The organism is Paenibacillus sp. P36 (assembly GCF_045866505.1).
Taxonomy (GTDB): Bacteria; Bacillota; Bacilli; order Paenibacillales; family NBRC-103111; genus Paenibacillus_E; species Paenibacillus_E chondroitinus.
In genome coordinates this window covers 1,340,272-1,355,684 of record NZ_AP038372.1, presented here as the reverse complement: position 1 = coordinate 1,355,684, position 15,413 = coordinate 1,340,272, and the positions used below count along the sequence as shown (strand labels likewise).

The 15,413-nt window shown below is 44.4% G+C and carries 15 protein-coding genes; 5 read left to right on the top strand and 10 right to left on the bottom strand.

Annotated features, from left to right (window positions below):
- Positions 1-17: 17 nt before the first annotated feature.
- The 6 genes from ACKTT9_RS06285 to ACKTT9_RS06260 form a co-directional block, all read right to left on the bottom strand.
- Positions 18-875, bottom strand: coding sequence for an ABC transporter permease (locus tag ACKTT9_RS06285; RefSeq protein ID WP_407872980.1), 858 nt, complete (start codon positions 873-875; stop codon positions 18-20).
- Positions 876-1,228: 353 nt separating this feature from the next.
- Entirely contained in the window at positions 1,229-3,493 is a 2,265-nt protein-coding gene (locus ACKTT9_RS06280; RefSeq protein ID WP_407870899.1) for a helix-turn-helix domain-containing protein, read from the bottom strand.
- A gap of 96 nt (positions 3,494-3,589) precedes the next feature.
- Complete coding sequence (gene rpmF / locus ACKTT9_RS06275) at positions 3,590-3,766, bottom strand: 50S ribosomal protein L32 (RefSeq protein WP_028553571.1); 177 nt, start codon at positions 3,764-3,766, stop codon at positions 3,590-3,592.
- Positions 3,767-4,356: 590 nt separating this feature from the next.
- On the bottom strand, positions 4,357-5,016 hold the full coding sequence (locus ACKTT9_RS06270; RefSeq protein WP_407870898.1) for a TVP38/TMEM64 family protein: 660 nt from the start codon (positions 5,014-5,016) through the stop codon (positions 4,357-4,359).
- A complete protein-coding gene (locus tag ACKTT9_RS06265; protein ID WP_407870897.1) occupies positions 4,997-6,352 on the bottom strand; it encodes a polysaccharide deacetylase family protein in 1,356 nt (451 codons plus the stop codon). Before ACKTT9_RS06265 ends, ACKTT9_RS06270 begins: the two co-directional genes overlap by 20 nt.
- Before the next feature lie 30 nt (positions 6,353-6,382).
- Positions 6,383-7,522 (bottom strand): MGDG synthase family glycosyltransferase, encoded by a 1,140-nt coding sequence (locus ACKTT9_RS06260; protein WP_407870896.1) that lies wholly within the window; start codon positions 7,520-7,522, stop codon positions 6,383-6,385.
- A 321-nt stretch (positions 7,523-7,843) separates the two neighbouring features.
- Here ACKTT9_RS06260 and ACKTT9_RS06255 point away from each other — a divergent pair, with 321 nt between their 5' ends.
- The gene (locus ACKTT9_RS06255) at positions 7,844-8,095 is read left to right on the top strand and encodes a hypothetical protein (protein WP_407870895.1); all 252 of its coding nucleotides are present in this window, start codon (positions 7,844-7,846) and stop codon (positions 8,093-8,095) included.
- Here the strand turns inward: ACKTT9_RS06255 and ACKTT9_RS06250 are convergent.
- Positions 8,067-8,921: a helix-turn-helix domain-containing protein gene (locus ACKTT9_RS06250; protein WP_407870894.1), complete on the bottom strand. Its 855-nt coding sequence runs from the start codon at positions 8,919-8,921 to the stop codon at positions 8,067-8,069. The genes ACKTT9_RS06255 and ACKTT9_RS06250 overlap by 29 nt on opposite strands.
- A 110-nt stretch (positions 8,922-9,031) precedes the next feature.
- On the opposite strand from ACKTT9_RS06250, the gene ACKTT9_RS06245 reads away from it, so the two are divergent.
- Complete coding sequence (locus tag ACKTT9_RS06245) at positions 9,032-10,192, top strand: epoxide hydrolase family protein (protein ID WP_407870893.1); 1,161 nt, start codon at positions 9,032-9,034, stop codon at positions 10,190-10,192.
- Positions 10,193-10,221: 29 nt separating this feature from the next.
- Here the strand turns inward: ACKTT9_RS06245 and ACKTT9_RS06240 are convergent, their stop codons facing one another.
- Entirely contained in the window at positions 10,222-11,259 is a 1,038-nt protein-coding gene (locus ACKTT9_RS06240) for a YeiH family protein (protein ID WP_407872979.1), read from the bottom strand.
- Between the two features lie 173 nt (positions 11,260-11,432).
- Here ACKTT9_RS06240 and ACKTT9_RS06235 point away from each other — a divergent pair, with 173 nt between their 5' ends.
- The 3 genes from ACKTT9_RS06235 to ACKTT9_RS06225 all read left to right on the top strand — a co-directional run bounded on the left by ACKTT9_RS06235 (position 11,433) and on the right by ACKTT9_RS06225 (position 13,635).
- Entirely contained in the window at positions 11,433-12,329 is an 897-nt protein-coding gene (locus ACKTT9_RS06235; protein ID WP_407870892.1) for a LysR family transcriptional regulator, read from the top strand.
- Positions 12,330-12,472: 143 nt separating this feature from the next.
- Positions 12,473-12,769, top strand: a complete 297-nt coding sequence (locus ACKTT9_RS06230; RefSeq protein ID WP_407867563.1) for a transposase — start codon at positions 12,473-12,475, stop codon at positions 12,767-12,769.
- An 11-nt stretch (positions 12,770-12,780) separates the two neighbouring features.
- The gene (locus tag ACKTT9_RS06225) at positions 12,781-13,635 is read left to right on the top strand and encodes an IS3 family transposase (protein WP_407872978.1); all 855 of its coding nucleotides are present in this window, start codon (positions 12,781-12,783) and stop codon (positions 13,633-13,635) included.
- A 263-nt stretch (positions 13,636-13,898) separates the two neighbouring features.
- Here ACKTT9_RS06225 and ACKTT9_RS06220 read toward each other — a convergent pair whose 3' ends face one another.
- Together ACKTT9_RS06220 and ACKTT9_RS06215 are read right to left on the bottom strand one after the other, a co-directional pair.
- Positions 13,899-14,693, bottom strand: coding sequence for a TrmH family RNA methyltransferase (locus tag ACKTT9_RS06220; protein ID WP_407870891.1), 795 nt, complete (start codon positions 14,691-14,693; stop codon positions 13,899-13,901).
- A 9-nt stretch (positions 14,694-14,702) separates the two neighbouring features.
- Positions 14,703-15,362 (bottom strand): potassium channel family protein, encoded by a 660-nt coding sequence (locus ACKTT9_RS06215; RefSeq protein WP_407870890.1) that lies wholly within the window; start codon positions 15,360-15,362, stop codon positions 14,703-14,705.
- Positions 15,363-15,413: the final 51 nt, after the last annotated feature.

The window sequence follows — 15,413 nt, the reverse complement described above, 5'->3', positions numbered from 1 at the left end:
TAAACACAACTCCCTTCTTAATACAGGCCGCTTTCGCCGAATTTTTTGGCCAACCGATTGGCCCCAACCACCAGCACCAGCCCAATGATCGACTTAAACAATCCGACTGCTGTACTGTAGCTGAACTGGCCTTGCTGAATCCCGACATTGTAAACGTAGGTGTCAAAAACTTCGCCTACCTCGCGATTCATAGCGTTCAGCATTAAGAAGATCTGTTCAAAGCCGGTATCGAGGAACGACCCCAGCCGAAGAATAAATAAAATGACAATGACACTGCGGATCGCAGGGAGCGTAATATGCCACAACTGGCGGAAACGGTTCGCCCCATCGATTCTTGCCGCTTCATACAGCTGCGGGTCTACCCCAGCCAGCGCTGCCAGGAAAATAATCGTTCCCCAGCCTGTTTCCTTCCATACCACTTGCGAAACGATCATCGTTCGAAACCACTCACTTGAGATAAGGAATTCCATTTTCGGCAGGCCCAATGAAACGAGCAGGTCGTTGACGATGCCTCCTTCTGTCGTGAAAAAGATGTAGGAGATCCCAACCACAACTACCCAGGAGACGAAGTGGGGAATGTAGACAATTGTTTGAATGCTGCGTTTGAAAACTTCCCTGCGCACTTCATTTAATAACAAGGCTAGAATGATTGGCAGCGGGAAGAAAAAGACCAGATTGTACACGGCGAGAATAATCGTGTTTTTGAACAGCATCGCGAATGAAGCGTCAAAAAAGAACCTCTCAAAATGTTTGAAACCTACCCATTTGCTGTGCAGCATCCCAAGTGCCGGCTGATAGTCCTGAAAGGAAATCAACAACCCCCACATGGGGAAATAACGAAAAATAATAAAGTAGAGCATGCCAGGAAGCGCCATCGCATACAGCCATTTGTTTTTCAGCAAACGGTTGATTCTCGTGCGGGCTTTGCTTCTCGCAGCCGTATTCGCTTTTACCGGTCTGGAAGTCAGTTCCACGTTGACTCGTCCTCCTCGTTTGTTTTGACATGGTTAGCGTATCGAGACTGGAAATTGCCTGCAATAATCAGCAGCGCTCCATCTGCGAATGAGCCGTTTATTGGCCGTTTAAGCAAGCATTTATAATCATTAGCGGCCCTAAGGGTAATCATTTTGAACGCAAAAAAGAGGCTGTCCCCGGATTGGGAACAACCTCTCTAGATTGTTATCTATCTGAAAATAGCTAGAATCGGCGCTGCTTGCAAGCAAAATCGTCAACCAATGGCATCCCTGCGCTGCTCCCGGTACTGGCCCGGCGTCATCCCTTCCAGTTTGCGGAACTGGCGGATGAAATTTTGCGCATTCGTGTACTGCAAACGTTCTGCAATGTCTGTGATCTTCATCTCCGTGCTGCTCAGCCAGCTTTTGGCCATATCATGGCGGTATCCCGCCAAGTATTCACTAAAGCTCATCCCCGCTTCCTTCCGGAACATCCGGCGGATATAGTGAGTGCTGTAGTTCAAACGCAGTGCACACTGCTCCAGCGTCAGTTCACTATCATAATGGGCATGAATGAGATCCATCACCGAGCGAGAAATGCTTTTGCCGGACGATTCGTGACGCTTGCGGGTCAGCTCCATCATCGGATGAATCATCTGCGATTTAAACCACACTTCGATTTCCTGCGGTGTCTTCAGTCGGAACATGTGCTCATACGCATTCCGTTGATCCGGAAACGAGAGTTCCCCCGTATCCCCCATGTCGTACAAGACGCGGATGAGATCCGTCAACAGCATGGCAAAAGACATTCGATAAACATTTGAATCCGTCTCTACGCGTAGAACGTCCTGTATAAACTGATGCAGCAGTTCCTCGGCCTTGTCCTTATCAAGTAAAGCAATAGCTTGCGTTAGCTCCGACACCAGATGGTGTGGGTAATAGTGACTTGAGGCTTGTTTGGGCTTCAAGTCATCGAGATGCAGGATCGCTTTCTCGCCAAGACGAATTCGGTATTGCAGCGCTTCTTTGGCTTCCAGAAATGCCCCTGAAGTTGCAAACAATTGGTCATAAGGTCTGCTGATTCCGATACTTACCTTCAGTCCCAAATATTCGTCTACGGCACTTTGCACCGACATGGCCAAGGCACTCCATTCACTGAGCAGCTCCATATGGTTGTCCGTATCACTGCCGACCAGAATCACCTGATAATTGCCAATAGGCATCGCATGGATACGCTGCGGCATCCCAATCAGCTCTGCGGCCATATTATTAATCGCAAAAAGCAGCAGATCCTGCTCACTGGAACGGTAACGCGTTTGATCCAGCGTATCGATCTGCAGGACCAGCACCGCATAGTTCTTCCAAACAGGCAGCTGGAACCGCTCCGCCTTCTCCTCCATCTCGCCGCGGTACAACTCGCCTTGGAACAGCTTCAGCATGAAGTAGTCCACCAGTTGGCCAGCCTGAATCTTCATCTGCCCTTCCAGCTGCTCCTTCGATTGATGGAGCGAGGCCACCTGCGTGCCAATCCATTGCAGCTCATCTTTCACGGCAGACCCGCCGCTTTGCGGCTTACTATGGCGCATCGTGAATTCCATGAGACTGCGTACAGGGAAATACATTCGCTTGGAAGCCCAGTAAGACAGCAGCGCGGCAAAAAGCAGCAGCACAATACATGCTGTTAACGTCGCCCATCCGATAGCAGCGGATTCCTTCCTTGCTTCCTCTAGAGGGATCACCGACACATAGGTCCAATTATTGTAGCGAGACTGATTATAAATCACGCTATACGGTTGTCCCGATAAGGTGCTATTCACATATCCTTGTGTATGTCCTGATTGCTGAAGCTCCTTAGCCCAAGGCTCGGCAAGAACACTTTGACCAATTCTCGCAGGATCGCTGTGAATGATAATCTTCATTTTGTCATCCAAGACCATCGTTTCTCTGGTTGAGAAACCTCCCGTCAACAGCTTGGAGAGCTCCGTGTTCGACATGCGTACGAATAAATATCCTTTGGGCTCAGCGGCCAGTGGTGGAATCGTTTTCACGAGTTTGATTCCTGCAAAAGAGGCATCCTGGTCAGGCAGCCACCGCGATGTATAGACATAGGCAAGTGCATTCGATGCTTTCGCAGTGTCCGTGCCAAAGTAAAAGCCGCCGTCTTTGATATACCAGCCATTCTGAAGACTGTGCAGCTCAGCTGATTTCACGCCTAATTCATAGGTTTGAACGCCCAGAAGCCCTTTGACCAGCAGATCGATATCTTGAAAATCTTCAATCTCCATGCGTTTCGCCACGGAATTGATGACAAACGGCGTCTCCGCGAACCGTCCGGAAACCTGATCGATTACCTTCAGAATCTGCTCAACCCGGCTTTGCGATTGCTGCAGAATGAACACATTGGCTTCGTTCACCTTGGCCTGAACCGTGGAAGTCGATTGAAAGAAAGCGTATACACCCAGGCACAGCAAAGGCACCGCGCTAATCAATGAGGTCGTAATCAGCAGTTTAATTAGAAATGATGAGTATCGCGAAGGCATAAGTCCCTCCATTTCGGAAGATTAAACGACAATGAATAAATACAAAAATGACACCCTAATTGTTTAGAAGTGTCATTTCCGGTGCAATTCATATTATTATTGAGCTTTAACGATCTCTCTACCTTTATATGAACCGCAGTTTTTGCAAACATGATGTGCTTTCTTCAATTCTGCACATTGTTCACACTTCACCATTCCTGGTACTTCCAGTTTAAAGTGAGTACGGCGCTTATCGCGACGTGTTTTGGACGTTCTCCGTTGAGGAACTGCCATTTTCAAAACACCTCTTTTCAGTTACATAAATCAACAAAGAATATAATAACTTTCTTGAACTATATTGTCAATGCTGAGTTGGGATAAAGGTTAATGGAGAATGAAAATGCAAGAACGCTATCCGTTCTTGATGCGGTAATTAGAGAGGAGAACGGCTCAAGAACGGGTGGCGTTCTTGGGGCTATTCTTTCTTTAGGATATATGTCTTAATAAGCTCTTTCCCTTTGAAATAATAAATATTTTCACAGAATGAGCATCGCCAGACATCAAATTGCGGTTCAAAGTCAAATATGTCAGCGCCCTCTTTGACTTTTTCTTGAATGTTCTCCCATTCACATCTATAGGTACATATTTCCAGTACTTATAATTTAAAAAATCATCTGCGTGATGCCTTTACTAGAATTATTCAATAGTACAATCGCATTTACATACAATTTGTCATCGCCGAAATCCTCAAAACAACAAACTCTAGAACAAATACAGCAAAACAAAAAAAGCACCTCCCTAAAGAATAACTTTGGATTTTAAACCGGAGTTTTTCCAAAGTATCCTCAAAGCGAAGTGCTTTTCATTGCTTATTTAAACCCAATTCACACCCGGTCAGAGACTCGTCTCCGCCTTCCTTTTATCAGCAAGCTTACTCCCAGCAATCCTATAAATATGACGATCCCAATAGCTCCCCATAAGAGTGAACCATTACGGACCCCCGCATAGAGACCACTCATTGCAACCGTAAAGGGAAGTATGCCCAAACCAGTGGTCCAGATAAACGACCAAATGTTTATTTTCAAAAAGCCCAATGCATAATTCACAAAATGATACGGGACCAAAGGGACGAATCGAATGAGTAAAAGACCAAACGTTTCATGCCTTTCGGTGAACTCTTCTACTTTTTGTAGAAATGGCTGCGCTAATTTACCGAAGAAAGGTTTTGCAATCCATTTGGTTACATACAACGCACCCACCGCGCCCAGTACACCGCCTATCCACGAATAAACCCCGCCCCAAACGGCACCGTATATCTCCATGAGCGCTATAGAGATGAACTCTCCAGGTACCGGGAGAATATTTACAATAGATTGTACAAGGATGCCAATCATAATGCCTATCCACCCAAGATCACGAATACGATGAATGAGCCCATCTGCATCTCCTGTATGAACAAGATACAGATAATAACCTGAGATACCTGCAATGACAAGTATACTTATAACGCTAAAAAGCTTCGTATTAGGTCCTGTTTGCTTCATATAAAACTTCCTGACTGAGCGAAATCGCATGCTCTGAGATCGGCATAGGTTCCACAGTAGCCGCGTATTTTTTGTAGAGTTCCTCAGTAGAAATAGTTGCTATTCTTGGAGACAATAGTTCACTTTTCAGTTTTAATCGTTCTCTTCCGTTAGGATGCAGAACATACAATAACGTCTTTAAATAAATCTGTGTAAATTTGCTAAACAAACCTTTTGGTAATTCTGTCACGGTAAAACCTAATTGTCTGGAACCTCTGTGTATCATAGTGATTCCGTAGATCGCTTTGACTTTTTCGGGCATGCTGTGAATACGTTGGGCCAGTGTGGGCAGAAAGTTCTGTACATCATGTTTCATTTTGACAGCAAGTTGGAACATAGAGCTAGATTCCGTAATCAATTGATGAAGCTTTTCATTATTAAAATGAAGTTCAACAACCAGATCTCCGGAAGTCAACGCCTCCCCACTTCCCAAATCGATCGTTTTCCCGTGATATTTGCACACGCGGCTATAGAAAATTTGATTTTCCACATCAATTGGCCGAATGTTGAATAACCAATTGAACATGCGTTCCCATTTTAACCAGATGAAAACGAGACATTTCTTCACAAGTCCACTTGGCTGCCTCTTCTTAAACTGTAGTAATTGTAAATAGGTATCTATGGGTAGAAAAGGAAAGTTTCGCTGTTTGCATATTTCGAGGAAGTCTTCAAGGGCTTTCAACATATAGTGAGGTGCATCTCGATTCGCCCCAAAAGTCTGCCCACTATCATGAAGCACGATAATATGATTCATTTGTAGTTTGGATAGTAAAGTTGACCTTATCCGGTTCTTGCCTCCCCTGCTTCTCCAATCTTTTACCATTAACGACCAGAGAACCAAACGATATTGCTTCACTAAAAATAGGTCAAAGACATTAATAATTCCCCAAGGAGGACGATAATAAATCGGCTTTACCCCAATAATTTTCTCAATCGCTTCTACAGAATCATTTAATTGCTTTCGAACCCTTTTGGGGGTCATAAGGGCATTTGTCCAATGGACGTAATTGTGAATGCCGATCAGATGACCTTCACGATGAATACGTAGAATGATATCTGGATACTTTTCCGCTTTGGACCCAAGTACGAAGAACGCGGCTTTGATCTGATATTTGGAGAGTAGATCCAACAATTGCGGCGTAAACTCCGGATCAGGACCATCGTCAAAGGTTAAAGCTATGCCATCCTTGCTCACTTTCTTTTTGTACACCCACAGACAAAGTAAACGAACGATAATCGTAGGCAAAATTGTATATAGAAGCAGTACGATAAAGATGCACCATAACAATGTATGCAAGCCAATCACATTCTTTCTAGAGAGGATTGTTTAAATCATGGGTGAATTCAATATCGCTTGTTCCCTCCTGCGTCCAAAAATCGTACTAAGAACGTCTGTAACGATCCGTTCTGCTGCTTTTCTATGATGTAAGAATTCCATTTTGTTTTTTACTAGAGAAACGCAAATATCATTATCTATAAATTGACGAATTTGGTTGACCAGATCACTCATAGAATAGCTGATAAATGCAATACCTTTTTCAGAAAAATACGTGGCATTATCTTTTTCTTGACCAGCGAACGGCCGATAGATAAAAAGCGGAACTTTTAGAGCCAGAGATTCAGCTAATGTTAATCCTCCTGCTTTACTAATGATACATGTGGCTGAAGCCATGAGTTCATCCATCCGCTCGACGAAACCCAGAATTGTGACTCTGCTATTATTTTGAAATTGCTTTGTCAGGTGTTGATTCAACTTAGCATTTCGGCCACATACCACAGTAATCGAACAATCCCTTATAACATCAAGACTTTTTATCATTTTAGCGGTAAGGTCTAATTGACTATATGCACCAACTATAATAAGTATCATTGTATTGTTATTATTCTCATTCGGATAGTTATTATTTTCAAAAGCATCTCGAATGGGTATTCCCGTTACTTCTACGCCCTTTTCATTGATGCCATTCTCGATCATATTAGCTTTCAAATCTTCACTTGCCACATAGTATTTATCAATTGCAGGATGAAGCCATCTTGCGTGAATAACATAATCCGTCATTATCGTGAACGTTGGAATATCGAAAAACTTGCTTACAATGGGAGAAGCTCCATACGGAAATGTATTGATAACACCATCTGGTTGTTCTCTTTGAATAATCTCAAACAATTGTTTGGTTCCTAACCGATTCAAACCAGCAAGAACAGGACTATACGCATTGTTTTTTTGAGTCAAATAATAGCTCCAACCATAATAATGGATACCAAATCTCGCAGCATGAAAACTGCTCATATAAACAGAGGTGGATATTTTATTCAGGACTGGATGAGCTTCTTTCATCAAATCAATGATTTGCACTTGGGCAAGGCCATATCGGCGACAATACTCTTTAATCGCGTATGCGGCTAGTTCGTGCCCCGCGCCATAACTCGCAGTAAGTACTAGAATCCGAGGTAATTTTGTCGTCAATTCGCATTTCCTCCAGTGAGTTAGTCTACACTGCCTGATAATTGGTTTGTGAAAAACATCTAAGATTAGTCCCATCATAATGAAGTTTATTAAAGTTATTGTGAACTAATTCTTAAGTTTTTCTTAACAGGATTTATTCCTAATAACCACCCGAGTGAATACTCAAACATCTAATTAAAAATTTACATGAATCCTTATTTCTATCTTACCAACGTACTTAAACGAAGTCTAAATAAATCGATGAATACTGCCTTAATTTTTCACTCAGCCGTTTAGGTTCTGTTCATGTGAATATGCTACTATGAAAAAAAGGGGGAAACAATGAATCTATATGATATTAAAATCGCAATTGTAGACGACGAACCCTCCATCGTTACGATGCTCCAAATGGTGCTGCGCAGGGAAGGGTTTCAGCATCTATACGCGGCTTCAACTTGTGCAGAAGCACTGGACGTCGCGGCGCGCATTGCCCCCGATATCGAAACAAAAAAAGCCGCAGCTATGCGGCTTTTTGTTTGTAAGTTCTGCAAATCATATATGAATTCTATTGGACTGTGGCGAACTTGCGAGTAGTATTTCTATATTTTGTAGGTGAGATGCCTTTTTTAGCCGTGAATTGCTTGATAAAGTATGTGTCATACTCAAATCCTGTAGCGCGTGCTATTTCATCAAGCTTCATACCTGTATGAGTTAAAAGCTCACATGCAACTTTCAAACGATGTGACAGCAAGTAACCCATAGCTGTATTTCCGCACCTTTCCTGAAACATTCTATTCAGGGTCACACGGTTTAAAAGAGCGCAATTCGTCAGATCTTCCAGAGAAATCTTTCTGGAATAGTTCATTTCTATATATTCTAACACGGAATCAACAGGTGATTGTTCTCGATTTCGATTTAAATCCTCCAGCAAACCCAATATTTGAATGAGGTATCTTTTTACTCTACATACCCAACGTGAATCACTTTGCGCCTGCACTTCCATACCCAGTATAAAAAACCATTCAAATAAAAGAGGAAACGCCTTCTCGGTGATGCGGGGTACTGTTGTATATGGATCATCTCTTTGAAAAAGTGAATGACCTGTTTGTATTCGCGGCCCCGTCGGAAAATAGCCCTCTGTATCGGAAAGAACTGTGGTGTTCAGAAATTCGGGATGAAAATGAAAGGATTGTGCAGCAATGTTTTGTTTCTCCGTGACTTTCATATCATCTGTTTCAGCTAAGCAAAGAACACCAGGAGCGGCAATCGAAATTGGCCGTTCATTTAATGTCCCACTCATACTTCCTGAGGTAATGAGAATCAGAGTAAGACGTTCAGGATTAGGAAGCATGCTGAAATCCTCCACTGCGGCAAATTCAATATTCACGGTTCGGTTTTTATGTCGATCTATTTGTGGCATAGCCATCACCTATCAAATATTATAGTTAAATACTTCATTAATGGCAGTGTACCAGACAAAAGTGAGAGATATAATAGCGATTGTACCAACAAAAGGAGGGAAAAACCACAATGGCTATTGAACGTTTTCATATTCATGTCTCTGACGAAATCCTTGACGATCTAAAATACAGACTGCATCACACTCGTTGGCCAGATCAATTAGAAAACGCGGGGTGGGAACGAGGCACAGATTTAAGTTATTTAAAGTCGCTCATTACTTATTGGAAAGAACATTATGACTGGCGCGCGCAAGAAGCCAATTTGAACCGCTTGACCCAGTTTTGCTGCAATATCGACGGCATAGACGTGCACTTCGTACATGAACGTGGTAAAGGACCGAATCCAATGCCCATTATTCTTACCCACGGATGGCCCGACAGTTACCTTCGTTATCAAAAGATCATTCCTCTTCTCACCGATCCTGCCAGCTACGGCGGTAACCCTGAGGATTCTTTTGACGTGATTGTCCCTTCATTACCTGGGTTTGGATTCTCTAGTCACCCTAAACATGCTGGCGTCAACAGTTTTCGCGTCTCAGAAATGTGGGCTAAGCTAATGACAGAAGAATTAGGGTACCAAAAATTTGCTGCCACAGGTGGGGATATTGGGTCAGGAGTTACAAGATATCTGGCATCAAACCATCCTGAACTGTTATACGGCATCCACTTAACCGATATTGGCATTATAAAGAGCCTCATAACTTCATCTGATCAGACGAACATTACGGAAGAAGAGCTGCAATACAAGAAAAACGCCTCGGAATGGATTACTCAGGAAGGTGGCTATATGTCCCTTCAATCAACAAGACCACAGAGCCTTGCTTATGGGCTAACCGATTCACCGGTAGGCTTGGCTGGCTGGATCATTGAAAAATATCGTGCATGGAGCGATTGCAATGGTAACCTACAGCAGAAATTCAATGAGGATGAACTCATCACTCATATTATGTTGTATTGGGTTACGAACACGATCGGTTCGTCAGCACAGATGTATTATGAAAATTCACATTCTTTACCACCATTGGGCTATATAGAGGTACCGACAGGCATCGCATTGTTCCCTTCCGATATTTTGCTACCACCCAAAGAATGGGCAGCACGCAACCTAAATGTCATTCACTGGGCTTCGCTGCCCCGTGGCGGGCATTTTACCGCTATGGAAGAACCCGAGCTTCTGGCTCAGGACATTCGTAACTTTTATAGGACTTTTAGAGTGAAAATGAATCTTTAATATAATCGTTCTCTTCTTATGTTTGCTTGTTACTTTAATCCAAACAGATCAATAAGCAGATAGCCTAGAATTGAAAGTAATACCGACCCTATAAAACCTGCAGCAAACGACTTCATTCCCAAGCGTCGGAACGTGGCCAAATCAACATTAAGCCCAAGACCAGCCATAGCCATCGCTATCAGGAAATAGGCAAGAAGGATGATTTGGTTGGTAAAACCAGTTGGCACGATGCCCAAAGTGTTTATTCCACTCATAACAAGGAAACCTAGAATAAACCATGGAATCGGAATGGATCTCCAGTTTGCTTTTTGGACGACTGTATTTTTCTTACGCTCAGTGCGGTTCGTCCAGACGCCAAGCACGATGGCCACTGGTACCAATAGAGCAACTCGTGTTAATTTCACAATTACAGCCAGATCGACAGCATCTTTACCTCCGGGAGCTGCCGCCGCGATGACATGTGCAATTTCGTGAAGGGTAGCCCCAGAGAAGATACCATATCCTTTTGCTGTTAAGCCTAGGACCGGATATAGAATCGTATAGAGAAGTGTGAAAATGGTGCCCAGAATTGCAACAGTCGCGGCTCCAATAGCTGTCTCATTATCATTCGCCTTAATTTGCGGTGATATCGCTACAACTGCAGCAGCCCCGCAAATCGCGGTGCCACAGGCTGTTAAGATGCCTAAGCGGTTTTCTACCTTAAACAACTTTGCTATACCATAAACAACAAAAATCGTAAAAACGATATTAATAATTGCAATAGCCAAAACTTTAGGACCAGCGTGAACGATATCGACCAAGTTCAATCTCATCCCCAACAAGATAATGCCGTAGCGTAAAAGCGTTTTGCTTGAGAAAGAGATCCCTTTTATGGCTTGCTGTGGGACCCCAATAACCCCCCTGTAAAGCATGCCAAGCAGGATCGCTATCACAAGTTGGCCCATAATACTGAGAAACGGAAAGCTCCCTAGATACTTTGCAACGACTGCAAGAACAAAAGTTATGCTAATTCCTTGCACGAACTCTTGCCCCTTTTGCTTCATTGGTAAGGCATATAAGACTTCCATCATCCTCACCCTCTCCTTCAAGTTAAACTTTGTTGTCCTTTACTTCCTTCACTATAAAGCCACTTGAATAATAAGTGAAATATCAATATTCAATCTTTATCATGAGAAAAACTTATGATTAAGTTGTAGCTCCTCCTAAGAATTTGTACAATATAGTTCTAGGGGGTATGGAAATGATTGTTGATGCACTTCGCGTGTTTGTTACGGTAGCAGAGCAAAATAACTTCTCTAGAGCAGGAGAATTGTTAAACTTGTCCCAGCCAGCTGTCTCATTACAAATTCGCAACCTGGAAAACGAATTCAATGCTAAGCTGATGCATCGTTCGCCAAAGCATGTTGTTCTTACAGATGCAGGAGAGATTTTATATCGGCAGGCTAAGCAAATACTTTCCCTTTACGAGCAAGGAAAACAAGACATCCATTTACTCCATCAAAAAGTAACAGGATCTATTCAAATTGGGGCTAGTTTTACAATCGGTGAATATATTCTGCCGCGGTTGCTTGCGGATTTTGCAAATCAGTTTCCAGAAGTCGATTTGTCTTTGACTATTGCAAATACAGAAGAGATTGCCTTAGCGCTGAAAGCAAACAAACTTGATCTAGGTTTAGTTGAGGGAAAAGTGTCACAGAACGGGATTCAACTTACAACTTATATGAAAGATGAAATGCTTCTCATTGCATCTCCGGATCATCCATTATGCGCCAAAAAGACCTTGAAACCGGATATGCTCCATGACTGCACCTGGGTTCTCAGGGAACATGGCTCCGGTACTCGGTCTTATAGCGATAAGTTCATCCATACGAACGACTTGCGCGTTAAACGGTCGTATGTTTTTACCAGCAGCCAAGGAGTTAAAGAAGCCGTTGCCGCTGGCTTGGGAATCTCTATTCTGTCACGCTGGATTGTTCGCAAAGAGTTAGAAGCTGGAGAGATTAAGGCTATCCCTCTCACCCCCAAGCTAACAGAACGTGATTTCTGGTTTATTCAAAATAAAGATACTTCTCCGTCAATGGCTGTTCAAATGTTCATACAAAAGCTGCAGGAGCAAACGCCTTTTGTGCGTTCTTAATTCCTTGAGGAACTACAGGACGCTATCCAATCAAATTCAGCCTATTTCCACGTTCAAGCGGAACCACTGCGGCTAGAATTAGAAGTGGACACATCGTTAAGTGACCCCAATAATAGACTTAACGAATAGGAGGGTGTCCGCCCATGGGAGAGCAACGCCAACGATATAATGAAGAATTTAAAAAACAGGCAGTAAAATATGTTCAGGAACAAACAAAGACATTGCCGGAGATTGCAGAGGAAATGAACATTCCAGCCGGAACATTAAAGAATTGGATGACAAAATATCGCTCCTTTGAAAACGAGCCTGTAGGTAACCCAGAGAAACTACGGGACATCGAGAAACGCCTGCAGGCCTCTGAGCGGGAGAAAGAGGATCTCCGGGAGGAACTGGCCATTCTAAAAAAGGCACTGCACATCTTCAGCAAAGAAAGGAACTAAGGTTCCAGTTCATCGAAGATCATCGCTCTGAGTTTCGGGTGGCGAAGATGTGCAGGGTCATGCAGGTATCGAGGAGCGGTTTCTACAAGTGGCAACAGGCGCTACCCAGCGAGCAAGAACTGCATAAAGCAGCGGTACTGAAGCGAATTGGTTATCACTTTCATGATTCCGGGGAGCGTTATGGCAGCCCCAAAATTACTCGTATGCTGTGGAAAGAGGGTTTAACCATCTCAGAGCGTACCGTCAGTGTTTACATGAAAGAGCTAGGACTACGTTCCTGTGTATCTCGCAAGTTTAGAGTACAAACGACGGATTCCAATCACAACCTACCAACTGCGCCAAATGTACTTGATCAGAAGTTTGCAACCGATACACCGGAGAAGGTCTGGGTAGCAGACATTACCTATATCCCTTGTCGAGAAGGTCGATTGTATCTAGCAAGTGTTTTGGACTTGTGCACCAAAGAAATCGTAGGCTGGCGGCTTCATGATCGAATGACAACAGAGCTCACTCTGAGCGCTCTAGAAGCCGCTTATCAGGCTAAAAGGCCAGGCAAAGGGCTTATTCATCATTCCGATCGCGGATCACAATACGCCTCCAAAGAATACAGAGAAAAGCTAGCCTCATACTATATGCAAGCAAGCATGAGCCGCAAAGGAAACTGCTACGACAACGCCTGCATAGAGTCGTTCCACAGCATTTTAAAGAAAGAACTCATCTATTGCACGAAATTCAAAACCAAGCAGCAGGCATACGAAGCCATTTTTCGGTATATTGAGTTCTTCTATAACCGCAAAAGAGTTCATAGTGCCCTTGGCTATGTTTCGCCTGTTCAGTTTGCAGCGACCTTTGCAGAAACCGCGTGATCGGCACTTAATGGTGTGTTTACTTTCTTGACAGAAGTCCACACAGGACCTTATTTGCCCACCTCATCCCGTTTTCTTTAAGGAAACGGACAAATAGCGGCGCACAGTTCCCCTCCATGCGAAAGAGAGCCTATTTCGATGAAATAGCGCCCTGTAGTTCCCGTCGTTGGCCAGGGAGGAACCGCTCAAAAAAAGGCACCCTCAAAATTCTGAGAGTGCCTTATCGTTTATTATTTGCTGTGGTGGCAATGAATGCCCACGAGCTACATCAACCGCTGCCGCGAAGCCTCAAACAGCAATACCGTAGCCGCCATGGCCACATTCAGCGACTCCGCCTTCCCCTGCATCGGGATGATGACCTGCACATCCGACAGCGCAGCAACCTCCGGCGACACGCCCCGGCCCTCGTTGCCGAGAATCAGCCACGTCGGCTGCCGCAGGTCCGTGTCGTAACACGAGCTCTGCGCCTGCAGGCTCGTGGTCACGAGCCGCACGCCGCGCTCACGCGCGCGCGGCAGCAAGAGACCCAGATCTGCCTCCACAATCGGCAGATGATACATCGATCCCATCGTCGAGCGGATCGTCTTGGGATTGTACAGATCGACCGTGCCGCGGCCGAGCACTACCGCTTTGGCACCAACCGCATCCGCGCTGCGGATGATGGTGCCGAGGTTGCCCGGGTCCTGGACGCCGTCCAAGACCACAACAAGATCATGCTCGCCAGCGAGCAGCTCGTCCATGCCCAGCTGCGGCCGAGCAACAATAGCCAGCACGCCCTGCGGCGTCTGTGTGTCCGTGCATTTCTCCAGAACGGCTTGGCTCACGACGACCCATTCTACCGCACCTGGCGATGCCAGCGCAGCCAGACTGTCCGGCAAACCTTTTTCCAGGCTAAAAATAACGGTTTCGACAGAGGCCCCCGCACGCAGCGCTTCTTCCACAAGATGATGACCCTCTATGATGTACTTCCCTTGCTTGTCCCTACCCTTGCGCTCCAAAAGCTGTGCCCATTCTTTCACGCGGGCGTTTTGAACAGACATAATTTCCGTATGTGTCATTTCCTCTACCTACTCTGCAAAAGTCACTTCAAACGTTTGAAGATCCGAATTTTTTCCAACGACAACCAAAATATCATCAGATCGCAGCTTTTCCTCCGCGCTTGGCGGAATGATCAGCTTGTCATTCTGTTTAATCGCTATCACATTGCAGCCGTATTTGGCCCTAATATCAAGTTCTTTTAGATTTTTGCCAATCATTTGACGTGAGGCTTGAATCTCCACAATGCTGTGGTCTGAGGACAATTCTATGTAATCAACAATATTAGATGAGATCAAGTGATGCGCCACACGCTGTCCCATATCCCTCTCTGGATAAACAACCTTGTCAGCGCCAATTTTCTTAAGCACCTTCCCATGCAAGTCATTCACGGCTTTCACAACCACCGTAGGTATTCCCATTTCTTTGAGAATTAATGTGGTCAAAATACTCGCTTGAATATCCTCCCCAATGGCGACTACGACAACGTCAAAATTGCGTATTCCCAGAGCCCGGAGCGCTTCTTCATCCGTTGAATCCGCTTGTACGGCGTGCGTGACGATGGATGAGATCTCTTGCACAGTCTCTTCACGAGAATCAATGGCCATGACTTCAAAACCTAATTGTGACAACGTTCTGGCAATGCTGGATCCGAATCTTCCCATTCCAATAATGGCAAATTGTTTTCTCATAGGTTGGCGTTTCCTCCAAATTCCCAATATGATTTTAAATTATAACATACT

What these genes read in the sequence shown, in the direction of transcription:
- ACKTT9_RS06285 (WP_407872980.1), bottom strand. Translation starts at nt 875, where the DNA reads ATGGCGCTTCCTGGCATGCTCTACTTTATTATTTTTCGTTATTTCCCC.
- ACKTT9_RS06280 (WP_407870899.1), bottom strand. Translation starts at nt 3,493, where the DNA reads ATGCCTTCGCGATACTCATCATTTCTAATTAAACTGCTGATTACGACC.
- rpmF (WP_028553571.1), bottom strand. Translation starts at nt 3,766, where the DNA reads ATGGCAGTTCCTCAACGGAGAACGTCCAAAACACGTCGCGATAAGCGC.
- ACKTT9_RS06270 (WP_407870898.1), bottom strand. Translation starts at nt 5,016, where the DNA reads ATGAAGCAAACAGGACCTAATACGAAGCTTTTTAGCGTTATAAGTATA.
- ACKTT9_RS06255 (WP_407870895.1), top strand. Translation starts at nt 7,844, where the DNA reads ATGAATCTATATGATATTAAAATCGCAATTGTAGACGACGAACCCTCC.
- ACKTT9_RS06250 (WP_407870894.1), bottom strand. Translation starts at nt 8,921, where the DNA reads ATGCCACAAATAGATCGACATAAAAACCGAACCGTGAATATTGAATTT.
- ACKTT9_RS06245 (WP_407870893.1), top strand. Translation starts at nt 9,032, where the DNA reads ATGGCTATTGAACGTTTTCATATTCATGTCTCTGACGAAATCCTTGAC.
- ACKTT9_RS06240 (WP_407872979.1), bottom strand. Translation starts at nt 11,259, where the DNA reads ATGGAAGTCTTATATGCCTTACCAATGAAGCAAAAGGGGCAAGAGTTC.
- ACKTT9_RS06235 (WP_407870892.1), top strand. Translation starts at nt 11,433, where the DNA reads ATGATTGTTGATGCACTTCGCGTGTTTGTTACGGTAGCAGAGCAAAAT.
- ACKTT9_RS06230 (WP_407867563.1), top strand. Translation starts at nt 12,473, where the DNA reads ATGGGAGAGCAACGCCAACGATATAATGAAGAATTTAAAAAACAGGCA.
- ACKTT9_RS06220 (WP_407870891.1), bottom strand. Translation starts at nt 14,693, where the DNA reads ATGACACATACGGAAATTATGTCTGTTCAAAACGCCCGCGTGAAAGAA.
- ACKTT9_RS06215 (WP_407870890.1), bottom strand. Translation starts at nt 15,362, where the DNA reads ATGAGAAAACAATTTGCCATTATTGGAATGGGAAGATTCGGATCCAGC.